At 72.5% G+C, this 13,437-nt stretch carries 14 protein-coding genes and 2 pseudogenes; 11 read left to right on the top strand and 5 right to left on the bottom strand.

Going from position 1 to position 13,437, the window contains the following annotated elements; genetic code table 11:
* Nucleotides 1-5: 5 nt before the first annotated feature.
* Nucleotides 6-953, bottom strand: coding sequence for a uridine-preferring nucleoside hydrolase UriH (uriH, locus tag OJ254_RS25815; RefSeq protein WP_261954447.1), 948 nt, complete (start codon nt 951-953; stop codon nt 6-8).
* Nucleotides 954-1,205: 252 nt separating this feature from the next.
* Here uriH and OJ254_RS25810 point away from each other — a divergent pair, with 252 nt between their 5' ends.
* The 3 genes from OJ254_RS25810 (at nt 1,206) to OJ254_RS25800 (ending at nt 3,987) form a co-directional block, all read left to right on the top strand.
* Nucleotides 1,206-2,234 (top strand): LacI family DNA-binding transcriptional regulator, encoded by a 1,029-nt coding sequence (locus OJ254_RS25810; RefSeq protein WP_265364279.1) that lies wholly within the window; start codon nt 1,206-1,208, stop codon nt 2,232-2,234.
* 79 nt (nt 2,235-2,313) lie between these two features.
* Entirely contained in the window at nt 2,314-2,832 is a 519-nt protein-coding gene (locus tag OJ254_RS25805; protein ID WP_265364278.1) for a lytic polysaccharide monooxygenase auxiliary activity family 9 protein, read from the top strand.
* Between the two features lie 207 nt (nt 2,833-3,039).
* A complete protein-coding gene (locus OJ254_RS25800; RefSeq protein ID WP_265365307.1) occupies nt 3,040-3,987 on the top strand; it encodes a DUF1444 domain-containing protein in 948 nt (315 codons plus the stop codon).
* Between the two features lie 206 nt (nt 3,988-4,193).
* On the opposite strand, the gene OJ254_RS25795 is transcribed toward OJ254_RS25800, so the two are convergent.
* The gene (locus tag OJ254_RS25795) at nt 4,194-4,610 is read right to left on the bottom strand and encodes a DUF779 domain-containing protein (protein ID WP_423835957.1); all 417 of its coding nucleotides are present in this window, start codon (nt 4,608-4,610) and stop codon (nt 4,194-4,196) included.
* Between the two features lie 117 nt (nt 4,611-4,727).
* A pseudogene (locus OJ254_RS25790) lies at nt 4,728-5,154 on the bottom strand (hypothetical protein).
* A 154-nt stretch (nt 5,155-5,308) separates the two neighbouring features.
* On the opposite strand from OJ254_RS25790, the gene nsrR reads away from it, so the two are divergent.
* The 3 genes and pseudogenes from nsrR (at nt 5,309) to OJ254_RS25775 (ending at nt 7,516) form a co-directional block, all read left to right on the top strand.
* The gene (gene nsrR / locus OJ254_RS25785) at nt 5,309-5,752 is read left to right on the top strand and encodes a nitric oxide-sensing transcriptional repressor NsrR (RefSeq protein WP_261954442.1); all 444 of its coding nucleotides are present in this window, start codon (nt 5,309-5,311) and stop codon (nt 5,750-5,752) included.
* A gap of 113 nt (nt 5,753-5,865) precedes the next feature.
* Nucleotides 5,866-7,073, top strand: a pseudogene (locus OJ254_RS25780) (globin domain-containing protein).
* Between the two features lie 14 nt (nt 7,074-7,087).
* Nucleotides 7,088-7,516 carry a hypothetical protein gene (locus OJ254_RS25775; RefSeq protein WP_265365305.1) on the top strand — a complete coding sequence of 143 codons (429 nt, stop codon included), beginning with the start codon at nt 7,088-7,090 and terminating at the stop codon, nt 7,514-7,516.
* Nucleotides 7,517-7,579: 63 nt separating this feature from the next.
* Here the strand turns inward: OJ254_RS25775 and OJ254_RS25770 are convergent, their stop codons facing one another.
* On the bottom strand, nt 7,580-7,957 hold the full coding sequence (locus tag OJ254_RS25770; protein WP_265364277.1) for a winged helix-turn-helix transcriptional regulator: 378 nt from the start codon (nt 7,955-7,957) through the stop codon (nt 7,580-7,582).
* 196 nt (nt 7,958-8,153) lie between these two features.
* Here OJ254_RS25770 and OJ254_RS25765 point away from each other — a divergent pair, with 196 nt between their 5' ends.
* From OJ254_RS25765 to OJ254_RS25750, 4 genes are all read left to right on the top strand, one after another.
* A complete protein-coding gene (locus tag OJ254_RS25765; protein WP_265364276.1) occupies nt 8,154-9,134 on the top strand; it encodes an NADP-dependent oxidoreductase in 981 nt (326 codons plus the stop codon).
* A gap of 109 nt (nt 9,135-9,243) precedes the next feature.
* Nucleotides 9,244-9,696: a VOC family protein gene (locus OJ254_RS25760; protein ID WP_265364275.1), complete on the top strand. Its 453-nt coding sequence runs from the start codon at nt 9,244-9,246 to the stop codon at nt 9,694-9,696.
* Between the two features lie 66 nt (nt 9,697-9,762).
* Nucleotides 9,763-10,368, top strand: coding sequence for an acyl-CoA-like ligand-binding transcription factor (locus OJ254_RS25755; protein WP_265364274.1), 606 nt, complete (start codon nt 9,763-9,765; stop codon nt 10,366-10,368).
* A gap of 70 nt (nt 10,369-10,438) precedes the next feature.
* Nucleotides 10,439-11,899 carry an FAD-dependent monooxygenase gene (locus OJ254_RS25750; protein WP_265364273.1) on the top strand — a complete coding sequence of 487 codons (1,461 nt, stop codon included), beginning with the start codon at nt 10,439-10,441 and terminating at the stop codon, nt 11,897-11,899.
* A gap of 69 nt (nt 11,900-11,968) precedes the next feature.
* Here the strand turns inward: OJ254_RS25750 and OJ254_RS25745 are convergent, their stop codons facing one another.
* Nucleotides 11,969-12,709, bottom strand: coding sequence for an SDR family NAD(P)-dependent oxidoreductase (locus OJ254_RS25745; protein ID WP_265364272.1), 741 nt, complete (start codon nt 12,707-12,709; stop codon nt 11,969-11,971).
* A gap of 298 nt (nt 12,710-13,007) precedes the next feature.
* Between OJ254_RS25745 and OJ254_RS25740 the strand changes: the two genes are divergently transcribed.
* The gene (locus OJ254_RS25740; protein WP_265364271.1) at nt 13,008-13,364 is read left to right on the top strand and encodes a DoxX family protein; all 357 of its coding nucleotides are present in this window, start codon (nt 13,008-13,010) and stop codon (nt 13,362-13,364) included.
* Nucleotides 13,365-13,437: the final 73 nt, after the last annotated feature.

Here is a 13,437-nt window from a genome sequence, read left to right as displayed (position 1 = left end):
GCCGTTCATTCCGCTACGTCGCCGATCCGCTCCAGCGCGTCCACGACGAGGTTCCAGAACCGCTCGTGGTCGAGCTTGACCGCGACCTGGGTGGTGCAGTCGTCGGGTGCGGGCGCGCGGAAGTCCGTCACGGTCATCCCGACGGTCAGCGCACCGCGCAGCTCGACGTCCACCGGGGCCCGCCGCACGGTCATCACGTCCGGGTCGATGACGTACGCCACCGCGCACGGGTCGTGCACCGGCGGGTGCTCGAAGCCCTGGTTCTCGCGGTAGGCCTCGCGGAAGAAGTCCAGCAGTTCCAGCACGAAGGTGGCCGGCTTGGTGCCCACCGCGGCGATCTTCTCCTCGACCGCGGGGGTGGCCAGCGCCTGGTGCGTGAGGTCCAGCCCGACCATGGTGACCGGCCACTTCTCGTTGAAGACGATGTGCGCCGCTTCGGGGTCGATGATGATGTTGAACTCGGCGACCGCGCTCCAGTTGCCCTCGTGGTAGCCACCGCCCATCAGCACGACCTCGCGGACCCGCTCGACGATCCGCGGCTCCTTGCGCGCGGCCAGCGCGATGTTGGTCAGGCCGGCCGTCGGGACGATGGTGATCTCGCCCGGCTCGTGCGCCATCACGGTGTCGATGATCAGGTCCACCGCGTGCCGGCGGTCCAGTGCGAGGGTGGGCTCGGGCAGCTCCGGGCCGTCCAGACCGGTGTCGCCGTGGATCTCCGGCGCCGTCTCGATGTCCCGCACCAGCGGACGCGGGCAGCCGGCCGCGAAGGGCACACCGGTGATCCCGGCGATCCGCGCCACGGACAGCGCGTTGCGGGTCACCTTCTCGACGGACGCGTTGCCGACCACGGTCGTCACGGCGACCAGCTCGACATCGGGGTTGCCGTGGGCCAGGAGCATGGCGATCGCGTCGTCATGTCCCGGGTCGCAGTCGAGGATGATCTTTCTGGCCAACGGACGAGCCCCTTCGCTCTGCAAAACGGTGGTGCGGGGTGGTGCGGTGAAGTCTCTGGGTGTGCCCGCAGGAGGCGGCTACCGCTGGAAAACGTTCTCCGAGAATTTCGCCCATCGCTCCTCGCCATGTCAACGAAATGTGAGCCATACGACCGCTTGATCCGGCTCACGGACACGGTGGGTGAGCGGTGATAACGTTTGCCGCCCTTATCCGGTACGGGTCGACAAAAGGGGCGCGCCACCGTGGCCGAAGTGACCTTGAAGGACGTCGCGCTGGCGTCCGGCTGCTCCATCGCCACGGTCTCCCGTGTGCTCGCCGGTACCCGCTCGGTCGGCGCCGAGACCGCCCGCACCGTCCGCGCGGCGGCCGAGCGCCTCGGCTACCGCCCCAACCACGTCGCCCGCGCCCTGCGCAGCCGCTCCACCGGCACCGTCGGGCTGGTCCTGCCGCAGATCACCAACCCGTTCTTCCCCACGCTCGTCCGGGAACTGGAGCACGCCCTGCACGCCGAGGGCCGCGCGGTCCTGCTCGCCGACTGCGACGACGACCCGGCCACCGAGGCGGCCCGGATCAGCGCCCTGCTGGCCCGGCAGGTCGACGCGCTGTTGCTGATACCGGTCGACGAACGGCACAGCCGGGAGGCGGTGGCGGCGGCCGCCGCACAGGTGCCGCTGGTCCTCCTGGACCGGGGCTGCGGCCCCGGCGTCGCCGACTCCGTGGCCGTCGACAACGCCGCCGGAATGGCCCTCGTACTGGCCCACCTGGCCGCCACCGGACGCCGCCGCCCGTGCTTCATCGGGGCCGCCGGCACCGCCTCGGCGGCCGTCGAGCGGCACACGGCGTACGAGAACGGCGCCGCGGCCCTCGACCCGGCGGCCCCCGGCCGGCTCGCCCTCGGTGACTTCTCGGTGGAGTGGGGCCGGGCCGCCGTCGACCGCCTCTGGCCGGCCCGTCCGGACGCGGTGGTCTGCGCCAACGACCTGATCGCGGCCGGCGCGCTGCAACGGCTGCGGCAGCTGGGCGCGGACGTCCCGGGCGAGGTCGCGGTCACCGGCTTCGACGACATCCCGCTCGCCGGCCTGGCCGACCCCGCGCTCACCACCGTCCGGCAACCGGTCGCGGACCTCGCCGCCGAGGCCGCCCGCCTGCTGTCCCGGCGTCGGGCTGACGGTTCGTCAGGACCGTGCCACACGGTCCGTCTCGCCCCGGAGTTGGTGGTCCGGGCCTCCAGCGGAGCGGCGGCCCCCGCCGTGCCGGACGGGTCGTTCCGGGCCTCTTGACCGTACACGGTCACGGAGTAAAGTCTAGACCAATCAGTGCACCCCTCGCGCCTCTCACCCCCCTCGCGAAAGGGTTGACATGAACAAGAAAAGAAGGCTGGCCCTCGCCATCGGCGCCGGCATCGCCCCGCTGCTCGTCGTCACCATGCCGGTCACCCCGGCCAGCGCCCACGGTTACGTCTCCGCACCCCCCAGCCGCCAGGCGCAGTGCGCCGCCGGCACCATCGACTGCGGCCCCATCAAATGGGAGCCGCAGAGCGTCGAGGGCCCCAAGGGGCTGACCAGCTGCAGCGGCGGCAACAGCCGGTTCGCCGAACTCGACGACGACTCCAAGGGCTGGAAGGTCACCCCGATCGGCCGCACCCAGACCTTCACCTGGCATCTGACGGCCCGTCATGCCACCAGTACCTGGCAGTATTTCGCGGGCGGCAAGAAGGTCGCCGAGTTCAGCGGCGGCGGCGCGCAGCCCCCGGAGACCGTGACCCACACCGTCAACTTCGGCAGCGTCACGGGCCGGCAGAAGATCCTCGCGGTCTGGAACATCGCCGACACCGCGAACGCCTTCTACGCCTGCATCGACGTCACCATCGGCGGCTGACCCGCCGGCGGCGGCCGGCCCGTTTCCGCCGCACACGTCCCCCTCACCCCCCTCGTCCCCCTCACCCGGCCTCGTCCCCACCCGCCCCGTCCCCCTGTGGTGTCACGGCAGTGACCAGTGGTCAGCAGGGTGACGGGCCCGGCCGGCGCACCCGTTACGATCGGCCCATTCATGGCCGTTGTGCGTGGCCGCTGCCGGGAGGAAGAGATGGGCCTGTTCCGCCGAGGACCGAAGCGGGATTCCCGCGACCTGGCACGCGACGGGGAGTTCAGCTTCTTCTCCGAGCGGGAGGGCGGCGTCTTCCGGTCCCAGGTCCGGCAGGCCTTCGCCGAACAGGGCCTGGAGGTCACCGCGTACGCGGGCGTGGTCACCGACTCGTCGGGGCGCCAGTTCGGCCTCGGCAACCTCGCCGCGGTGTGCCACCGCGACCGGCGCGGCGAACGCGCCTGGCCCGCACTGATCCGGGACCACGTCGGCAAGGTGCTGCGCACCATGGACGGCCCGCAGCCGCTGGAGGTGCTCTCCGCGGACGAGATCCGCGCCTGCCTCTACCCCCGGGTCGTCGCCCAGGAGACCCTGCCCGCCTCGGACTCCTTCCGCTACGGCCGGGAACCGGCCCCCGGGCTGCGCGAGGTGCTCGCGCTCGATCTGCCCGAAGCGGTGCAGATGCTGAGCGAGGACTCGCTGAGCGACCTCGGGGACGTCGCCGAACTGCGGATCCGGGCCATGAACAACCTCCGCGCACTGCCCGTAGAGGGGCACGAGACCGTGCGCCGCGGCGACGGCTCGGCCTTCGAAGTCCTGCTCGGCGACTCCTTCTTCACCGCCAGCCGGGTGCTGGTGCTCGATGACCTGGTCCAGCGGCTGCTGGGCACCGGGCTCACCCCGGACGGTGCGCTGGTCGCCGTGCCGTTCCGCCACCAGCTGGCGTTCCACCGCATCCAGGACGCCCAGGTGATCCCGGCGCTCCAGGCCATGGCCCAGTTCGCCGCGGCCGGCCACGAGGACGCGGCGGGCGCCATCAGCCCGCGGGTCTTCTGGTGGCGCCGGGGCGTGATGACTCCGCTCAGCGAGCCGGACGGGGACGGTCTGCGGGTGGTCGTCGACGGCGAATTCCAGGAACTGCTCGAACGCCTGGTGCAGGGCGAGACCTGAGCGGGAGGGCGGGGCCTGGCCGGGGGAGTCCCGGCAGAAGAGGCCCTTTCCCCGAACCCGAACTCGACCCCGAACTCGACTCCGAACCCGACCCCGAACCTGAACCTGAAAGAATCTTTTCCCGAATCTTCACAGAAGGGGAACCACTTCCCGCTCCCACCCGTTCCTATAGGTGAGACCCCACGCTCTCCCCCGTGCGTGGGGTCTCACCATCTTCTCCCGCCCGGCTCCTCATTCGGGGGCCGGCCGCTCCGCGGCCCCTCGGTCAACAGCCGCGAGCGGATCAGGAACCGCACCCCCTCGGGCGCCTCCAGCGAGAACCCGCTGCCCCGCCCCGGTACGACGTCCACGGTCAGATGGGTGTGCCGCCAGCGCGCGAACTGGTCCGCCGACATCCAGAAGTCCACCGGCTCGGGCACCCCCGCCACCGCCAGCCGTCCCAGCAGCACGTCCGACCCGCCCGTACGGAATTCGCCCGCCGGGTAGCACATCGGCGCACTGCCGTCACAGCACCCGCCGGACTGATGGAACATCAACGGCCCGTGCTGCTCCCGCAAGGCCCGCAGCAACTCGCCCGCCGCCCTGGTCACCGCGATCCGCTCCACACCGGCACCCACGTCCACAGCCGCACCACCCTTCACATCAACTTCAGGCAGACCGCCTCCAGTCAATCCCCTACGAGGTTGCGCGAGGGTTGCACGCGCGGTCCCGGGCCGAAGCGGTGCACGACCGGCGGCGGTTCACGGCCGGAGGCGGTCGGCGGACGAGGGGGCTGGATCCGCATGCCCGGCCGGCGGTGGTGGACGGTCAGGTACCCCAGGCCCCCGCGCCCGCGACGAGGCCACGGGAGGAACCGTGCGGCAGCCAGACCAGGCTTCCTTCGCTCAACGGGTGCGCACCGTCCGTGGCGAGCAGGGTGCCGTCACCGGCGACGACCAGCAGGAGGACGTCGAGGTCCGGCTCGGTGTGCGGGTCCACCCGCCCGGCCGGCGGGATGCGTACGACATTGGCGTCGAGTTGCCGTCCGGGTTCCGCCAGCCGCCACAGCGCACCGGCCGGCGCACCGTCGAGCGCCGCGCCCGCGGTCAGGGCCCCGGCGTCGCACAGCACCTGGGGGACCGGTGCCTCACCGGCCGGTCCGGGGGAGCCGTCGTTTTCCACAGTCATACACGTGCCCTGTTCGATGTGCGGTGCCCGCCGCCGGCGGGACGGACCCTCCGCGGCCCCATGCCCGTCGGCGGCCTCGCCCGTGGCGCAATCCACACCGTAGCGGGCGCATCTGAATAGGAATCTAACATGCGTCTTTGTTAATGTCCGGGGTGTGCGGCTGACGAAGTTCACCGACCTGGCGCTGCGTTCCGTGATGCGCCTGGCGGTCTCCGGAGAGGGTGACCCGCTGACCACGCGCGAGGTTGCCGAGGCCATGGACGTGCCCTACACCCACATGGCGAAGGCGGTCACCCGCCTTCAGCGCCTGGGTGTGGTGGAGGCGCGCCGGGGTCGCGGCGGCGGCCTGGCGCTGACCGGGCTCGGCCGGGGGGCGTCGGTCGGCTGGCTGGTCCGGGAGTTGGAGGGGGAGGGCGAGGTCGTCTCCTGCGAGGGCGACCCGCCGTGCCCGCTGCGTGCGGCCTGCCGCCTGCGCCGGGCGCTGCGCGACGCCCAGGAGGCGTTCTACGCCACGCTCGATCCGCTCACCGTGGCGGACCTGGTGGCCTCGCCCACCGGCCCGGTGCTGATCGGTCTGGTCGGCCGCCCGCCGGGGTGACCTCTCGGCTCACCGGCACCACCACCTGCGACGGCCGGTGCGGGTACCTCTGCGTGCCCGTACTCGCATCGTGCGCCTAAATAAGAAGATCGTTAACCAATTAAGGAGTCACGGTGCTCTCCGAACGGTCCACCCCGGTCATCCGGGCCTCCCTCCCGGCGGTCGGCGCCGCGATAGGCGACATCGCCGAGCTGTTCTACCGGAAGCTCTTCGACGCCCACCCCGAGCTGCTGCGGGACCTGTTCAACCGGGGCAACCAGGCCAACGGGGAGCAGCGGCGCGCCCTCGCCGGCTCCATCGCGGCGTTCGCGGGCATGCTGCTGGACGGCCCGGACGCCCGCCCCGACGTGATGCTCACCCGGATCGCGCACAAGCACGCCTCCCTCGGCATCACCTCCGACCAGTACAAGGTCGTCCACCGCCACCTCTTCGAGGCGATCACCGAAGTGCTCGGCGACGCGGTCACCCCCGAGGTCGCCGCGGCCTGGGACGAGGTCTACTGGCTGATGGCCAATGCGCTGATCGCCGTCGAGGCGCGGCTCTACCAGGAGGCCGGCGCGGCCGAGGGCGACGTGTGGCACCGCATGGAGATCGCCGAACGGCGGCAGGAGACCCCCGACGCGGTCTCATTCGTCCTGCGCCGGGCCGACGGCCGCCCCACCGCCCCCTTCCGCCCGGGCCAGTACGTCAGCGTCCAGGCCGAACTCCCCGACGGCGCCCGGCAGATCCGCCAGTACAGCCTGTCCGCCGCGCCCGGCCGCGACGAGTGGCGCATCACCGTCAAGCGGGTCCGGGCCGGGAACGACGCGGACGGGGGCGGCCGGACGGCGAGGTGTCCAACTGGCTCTGCGCCCACGCCCGCACCGGCGACGAGCTCACGGTCTCCGTCCCGTTCGGCGACCTGGTCCTGCCGGACGGCGACACCCCGCTGCTCCTGGCGTCCGCCGGCATCGGCGTCACGCCCATGCTGTCCATGCTCGACCACCTCGCCGCCGCCGGATCCGCCCGTTCGGTGACCGTCCTCCACGCCGACCGCACCCCCGCCGACCACGCACACCGCGACGAACAGCGCAGCCTGGTGGGCGCGTTGCCGGACGGCCGGCTGCATCTCTGGTACGAGGAACCGGACGACCGGGCCCCGGAGGCCTCGACCGGCCGGGTCGACCTCGACGCCGTCGACCTTCCCCCGGGCGTGACCGCCTACCTCTGCGGCCCGCTGCCCTTCCTGCGCGCGGTCCGCGGCGCCCTGCTGCGCCGCGGCGTCCCCGCCGAAGCGATCCACTACGAGGTCTTCGGCCCGGACCTGTGGCTGGGGCGGTGACCCGCATGCACACCATGAACGCCGGTCCCGCCGCCGTGGCCGTCGCGGCGACCTTCGTCTGGCTCGGGATGGTCCTCGCCATCTCCTTCCTGGAGGCGCCGCTGAAGTTCCGCGCGCCCGACGTGACCCTGCGCATCGGCCTCGGCATCGGCCGCCTCGTCTTCCGGGCGCTGAACCGCGTAGAGGCGGTGCTGGCCGTCGTCGTGATCACCGCGGTCGCCCTCGGCCGTCCCCCGGCATCCGTGGTGACCCTGACTGCCGTCCCCGTCCTCCTCCTGGCGGCGCAGCTCACGGCGGTCCGCCCGGCCCTGAACCGGCGCTCCGACCGGGTACTGGCCGGCGAGCAACTCCCGCGCTCCCGCGCCCACTTGCTCTACGCCGCCGCCGAGTCCCTCAAGGCGCTCGCCCTGCTCGCCCTGGGCATCGCGACCCTCACGGCCTGAGCGGCCCCCTACCGGGGCCGGTACATGACGGCCTACGGGTCGCCCAGCGGGCCGGGGCGCAGATCAGCCCGCCGCCGCGGCCGGGCCGCCGATCTCGTCGAGGTGCGCCTCGACCCAGTGCCGTACGGCCGCGAGCGGTTGGGCGACGCTGCGTCCCAGGTCGGTCAGGGCGTACTCGACGTGCAGCGGTACGGCCGGGATGACGGTCCGGTCGACGAAGCCGCCGGTCTCCAGCCGCCGCAGGGTCTGCGTCAGCACCTTCGGGCTGACCCCCTGGAGCCGGCGCTGCAGGGCCCCGAACCGCTGCGGTCCCTCCTCCATGGCGCCGATCGCGAGCGCCGTCCACTTGTTGGACAGCAGGTCGAACACCTCACGTCCCGGACACAGTGCCGCGTAGACGTCGTGTTCGTCGTGGCTTCCCGTCCTGCACGTCGTCGTCATCCCCTGCCGCCTCTCCGCACCCTCAGTACTTCCCTTTGGATAGTAAACGCCCTTGCTGGTTACTACTCCCTCCGGGGTAGCTTCCGGGACGCGGCGGTGAGGGACACGGTCCACCAGCCGTCACCGTCACCTCGTGACCGGCCCTTCACCGCCGCCACCAGCCGTTTTGCCGTTCATCGCACCCAGGAGCCACCCCATGACCACCCCGACCACCCCGTCCACCACCATGCGCGCCGTCGTCCAGGACGCCTTCGGCGGACCCGAGGTGCTGCGCGTCGCGCAGGTCGCGCGACCGGTGCCGCTGCCGACCGAGGTACTGGTGCGGGTACACGCGGCCGGGGTCAACCCGGTCGACTGGAAGACCCGCGCCGTCGGTGGGCTCGGCGTCCTCGGCGACCCGCCGTTCACCCTGGGCTGGGACGTCTCCGGCGTGGTGGCGGAGGTCGGCTTCGGCGTCCACACGCTCAAGGTGGGCGACGAGGTCTTCGGTATGCCCTGGTTCCCCCGGGCCGCCTCGGCCTACGCGGAGTACGTGACCGCGCCGGCCCGGCAGTTCGTCCGCAAGCCCGCCGCCCTCAGTCACGAGGAGGCGGCGGCGGTGCCGCTCGCCGCGCTCACCGCCTGGCAGATCCTGGTCGACGCCGCGGACGTCCGGCCGGGCCAGCGGGTGCTGATCCACGCCGCGGCCGGCGGGGTGGGCCACTTCGCGGTGCAGATCGCCCGGCACCTGGGCGCCCAGGTGATCGGGACGGCCCGCGCCGGCAAGCACCCGTGGCTGCGGGAGCTGGGCGCCGCCGAGCTGATCGACTACACCGCCGTCCGCTTCGAGGACGCGGTGAAGGACGTCGACGTGGTGGTCGACCTCGTCGGTGACGCGGTGGACGCGACGGGCACCCGTTCCCTCGACGTCCTGGCGCCGGGCGGTCTGCTGGTCGTGGTCCCGTCGGACGTGACGCCGCAACTCGCCGCCCGCGCCGAGGACCGCGGCCTGCGCACGACCCCGTTCCTCGTCGAACCCGACGGCGCGGCCCTCGCCCAGGTCGCCCAGCTGATCTCGGACGGCGCCCTCTCCGTCGAGGTCGCCGACGTCCTCCCCCTGGAACGAGCCGCCGACGCCCACCGCCTCGGCGAAACCCAGCGCACCCGCGGGAAGATCGTCCTCAAGGTCACCGACTGAGGAACGACCCTTCCCGGAGGCGTCCGCACGCTCGGCCGCCGCGCAGGGCCGTGGGACAGTGACCGGTCGGGCTGTGAGCAGGGCAACTGCCTACTGAGGGGAGAGTCTCGTGGCACTCGGTTGGAAGCTGGTCTTCGACGCCGGTGATCCGCACCGTCAAGCCGTGTTCTGGGCGGACGCGTTGGGCTATCGGATCGAGGACAACAGCGCCTTGATCGAACGACTGCTGGCCTCCGGGGCCGTCGACGAGAGTCTGTGCGTCGAGTTCCTGGGGCGGCTGTTCTGGTGGGACGCCGCGGCCGTGCGGCACCCCGATGACCCCTTCGACCCGGTCAGCGGCACCGGCCTGGGCAGACGCCTGCTGTTCAATCGCGTTCCCGAGCCGAAGGCGAGCGGGAAGAACCGGCTCCACCTCGACGTCCACACCGAGCCGGGCCGGCGGGAGGCGACCGTGGCCCGGCTGCAGGAGCGCGGCGCGACCCTGGTCCGGCACGTGAAGGAACCCGGGGGTGAGTGGTCCGTGCTCACCGATCCGGAAGGGAACGAGTTCTGCGTGGCCTGAGCATCCCCCGAAACTTGCGTGACGCGCATATTTGCGCGCCATGCAAGTTTTGCTATCGTCTCCGTCATGGGGTTGCGAGAACAGAAGAAGGCCGAGACGCGTGCGGCGCTCAGCTGGGCGGCGGTCCGGCTGACCGTGGAGCGCGGGTTCGGCAACGTCAAGGTGGAGGACATCGCCGAGGCGGCCGGCGTCTCCCCGCGCACGTTCAACAACTACTTCTCCAGCAAGGGCGAAGCGATCGTCGCCCGTCATCTCGACCGCGGCCTCCGCATCGCGGAGGCGCTGCGTGAGGGTCCGGAGGAGCCGCTCTGGGAGGCGATCACCCGGTCGGTGCTGGCCCAGTTCGCGCCGGACGCCGAGGCGGCAGCTCATCCCCTCGCCGACGCGGACCGGTGGACGGCCGGCGTGCGGATGATGGTCTCCGAACCGGCCCTGCAGGGCGAGATGTTGCGGGCCGGGGCCGTCGCCGAGGCCGAGATCGCCGCGGCGGTCGCCGACCGTACCGGTACCGATCCGCAGCAGGACCTGTACCCGCACCTCGTCGCGTCCGCGGTCGTCGCCGCGATCAACACGGCTATCGCGCACCACCTCCGCACCGACCCGCCGGTGGCGGTGAGCCGTCTGCTCGCGGACGCCCTCTCCCGGGTCGCGGCGGGGCTGTCGACCCCGTAGGAATCCACCCGGACCAGAAGCCCGGCCGTCGCCGGGCCGATGGCCCCTGCCTGGAAACGGAGACCCACTCATGATCGACGTCGTCATCGCGGGCGCCGGACCCAACGGCTTGATGCTCGCCTGCGAGCTCGCCCTGGCCGGTGTGCGCCCCCTCGTGCTGGAACGCCGCACCGAACCGACCTCCGAGCAGCGCGCGAACGGCCTGGTCGGTCAGATCGTCCGGATGCTCGACCGGCGCGGACTGTACGAGCGGCTGACCGCGCCCGGTGCCCCGGCCACCCCTCAGCCGGTGCCCGGCTACGTCTTCGGTGCCTTCCCGCTGGACCTGACCGGTCTGCCGGACAGCCCGCTCCACACATTGCAGGTGCCGCAGCGCCGGATCGAGCGGATGCTCGCGGAGCGCGCGGCCGAACTGGGCGTCGAGATCCGCCGCGACCACGAGGTCATCGGGCTGGCGCAGGGCGAGCGGTCGGTGGTGGTCGAGCTGCGCGGGCGGGAGCCGGTCGAGGCGGCGTTCCTGGTCGGCGCCGACGGCGGGCACAGCGTGGTCCGCAAGCTCGCCGGTATCGACTTCCCCGGCGTGACCACGGACGATTCGGTGTCGCGCACCGGACATGTCGGCGTGCCCCGGGAGTGGGTCGGGGCCGACGGCGGGCTGGTCGTGCCCGGCTTCGGCACCGTGCCGCCGTTCCGGCACCTGCGGACCGACCACGGCCTGATCGCCTGGGCGCCGTTCCCCGGCGGCGATCCGCTGATCAGCACGGTGGAGTGGGGCCAGCCGGCCGAGGGCGAAGCCTCGCTCGACGCGCTGCGGGCCAGCGTCTCGCGGGTGCTCGGCGCGGACGTGCCGCTCGACCCGCCGAACGGGCCGGGACCGCACGCGATGCGGCGGCTGTCCGGCGGCAACACCCGGATCGCCTCCCGCTACCGCGCGGGCCGGATATTCCTGCTCGGGGACGCCGCGCACGTGCACTCGGCGATCGGCGGCCCGGGGCTCAACCTGGGCCTGCAGGACGCGGTGAACCTCGGCTGGAAGCTGGCCGCGGACGTGCGTGGCCACGCGCCGAAGGGGCTGCTGGACACCTACGAGGCGGAGCGGTCCCCGGCCGCGCGGCGGGTCGCCATGCACACCCAGGCGCAGTCGCTGCTGATCCGGCCGGGAGGCGAGGTGACGGCGTTGCGGGAACTCTTCGGCGAGTTGCTCGCCCAGCCGGCGACGCGGCAGCACCTCGCGGATCTGCTGTCCGGCGCGGACATCAGCTACGACATGGGGCCGGCGACCGGAACGCTCGTCGGCCGGTGGGCGCCGGACCTGCCTGGCCTGCGCGAGCTGACCCGCACCGGCCGGCCGCTCCTCCTGGACCCGACGGGCACCCTCGACGCGGGCCCCTGGGCGTCGCACGTCGACACCGTGGCCGTCCCGGAACTGGACACCGCACTGCTGCTCCGGCCCGACTGCTACGTCGCCTGGCAGGGCACCACGGGCGACGGCCTGCACGAGGCGCTGGGCACCTGGTTCACGGCGGCCTGAGCGGCGCGCTCCGGCGGGCGCGGGAACTCCGGCCGCCCGCCCCGGTCCGGGGCTCCGGTCAACGGTGCGTCAGGTGAGATTCAGCCCGCCGTCGAGCAGGATGACCTCGCCGGTGAGATAGGTACTGGCGATCACCGACGCCACCAGGCCGGCCACGTCGGCGGGTTGGGCCGGGCGGCGCATCGGCGCGCGGTCCCGCCAGATTTCGTGCGCGTGCGCCCAGTCCTTGGTCATGGGCGTGTCGACCAGACCCGGGGCCACCGCGTTGACCCGTACGTCGGGCGCGAGCGCGGCCGCGAGCAGCCGGGTCACGTGGTTCAGCGCGGCCTTGCTCGCCGCGTACGGCACCGAGGAGCCCTTGGGGCGGACCCCGGCGTGGCTGGTGACGTTCACGATGCTGCCGCCCGCCGGGGATTCGCGCAGTGCCGGCAGCGCCGCCGTGCACAGCACCCAGGGCGCGATCAGGTTGACCTCCAGCAGCTGCCGCCAGTCCGCCGGGGTCGCCGCCGCCAGGTCGTGGTGCGGGATCGGCCAGCTGATGCCCGCGTTGTTCACCAGCACGTCCAGCCGCCCGTACCGGGCGAGCGCCGCCTCGACCAGCCCCCGGGCCTCTTCCTCCACCGCCAGGTCGGCCCGTACGTACGCCCCGCCGAGCTCCGCCGCCAGTGCCTCCCCGGCCTCCGTGCTGTGCCGGGAGTGCACGACGACCCGCATGCCGTCCGCCGCCAGCCTCCGCGCGACGGCCTCGCCGATCCCCGAGGTGGACCCCGTGACCAGGGCGACGGGCCGGTCCGATGGTTCAAGCGTCATGATCGGGAATCCTGCCACGGCCATGCCGGGTGAGGGCTCAGGGGGTGTGGGGCGTCGTCTGCCGCTCCCGCACACCGGCCGCGCCGCACGGGATCGGTCATCGGACTCCCCGCAACATTGCACAGTGCAATAATAAATATGACGGCGATAACGATGCGATGAACGGGCCTGGTGGGCAGGGCGGCGGGTGGCCCGTGCTGCCGCCCGCCACTCCCGTCGCCGTGGTGATGTCACGAATCGCCGGCCCGCGTCCGTCCCTCGTGCGACAGCCTTTCCAGCGCTACGAGACGAGGTATCCGTGGTGATCAATCCGTGGTGGCTCTTTGCCGGCCTGGCCGCCGTCCAGCTCGGCGATGCCGCACTGTGTGTCGGGCCGGTCGGATTCATCCGGGCCTGCCTGGACGACGTGGGCTTCCCCCGCCGGTACTGGGGGTGGCTGCCCGTGATGAAGACCGCCTCGGCGGCCGGCCTGATCGTCGGCATCTGGTTCCTGCCGTTGGCCGTTCTCACCACCGCCTCACTGGTGGTCTACTTCCTCGTCGCCATCTCCCTGCACCTCCGCGCCAAGGACTACGGGCGCAACCTCTTCCTCAACGCCACCGGCATGCTCGTCCTGTGCACGTCCGCACTGTTCGTCGCGCTCCACGCGGGGTGAGCCCGGCCAACGGGCGGGCGCGGAGGGCTTACCGGGGTGTGACACCTTCGGCCACCGCGGCCCCGGACCGGGG

This window comes from Streptomyces endophytica (assembly GCF_026153355.1).
Lineage (GTDB): Bacteria > Actinomycetota > Actinomycetes > Streptomycetales > Streptomycetaceae > Streptomyces > Streptomyces endophytica.
The sequence above is the reverse complement of the archived record's forward strand: the minus strand, read 5'-3'. Positions and strand labels throughout refer to the sequence as shown.

What these genes read in the sequence shown, in the direction of transcription:
- OJ254_RS25805 (WP_265364278.1), top strand. Translation starts at nt 2,314, where the DNA reads ATGAACAAGAAAAGAAGGCTGGCCCTCGCCATCGGCGCCGGCATCGCC.
- OJ254_RS25800 (WP_265365307.1), top strand. Translation starts at nt 3,040, where the DNA reads ATGGGCCTGTTCCGCCGAGGACCGAAGCGGGATTCCCGCGACCTGGCA.
- OJ254_RS25775 (WP_265365305.1), top strand. Translation starts at nt 7,088, where the DNA reads ATGAACGCCGGTCCCGCCGCCGTGGCCGTCGCGGCGACCTTCGTCTGG.
- OJ254_RS25770 (WP_265364277.1), bottom strand. Translation starts at nt 7,957, where the DNA reads ATGACGACGACGTGCAGGACGGGAAGCCACGACGAACACGACGTCTAC.
- OJ254_RS25765 (WP_265364276.1), top strand. Translation starts at nt 8,154, where the DNA reads ATGACCACCCCGACCACCCCGTCCACCACCATGCGCGCCGTCGTCCAG.
- OJ254_RS25755 (WP_265364274.1), top strand. Translation starts at nt 9,763, where the DNA reads ATGGGGTTGCGAGAACAGAAGAAGGCCGAGACGCGTGCGGCGCTCAGC.
- OJ254_RS25750 (WP_265364273.1), top strand. Translation starts at nt 10,439, where the DNA reads ATGATCGACGTCGTCATCGCGGGCGCCGGACCCAACGGCTTGATGCTC.
- OJ254_RS25745 (WP_265364272.1), bottom strand. Translation starts at nt 12,709, where the DNA reads ATGACGCTTGAACCATCGGACCGGCCCGTCGCCCTGGTCACGGGGTCC.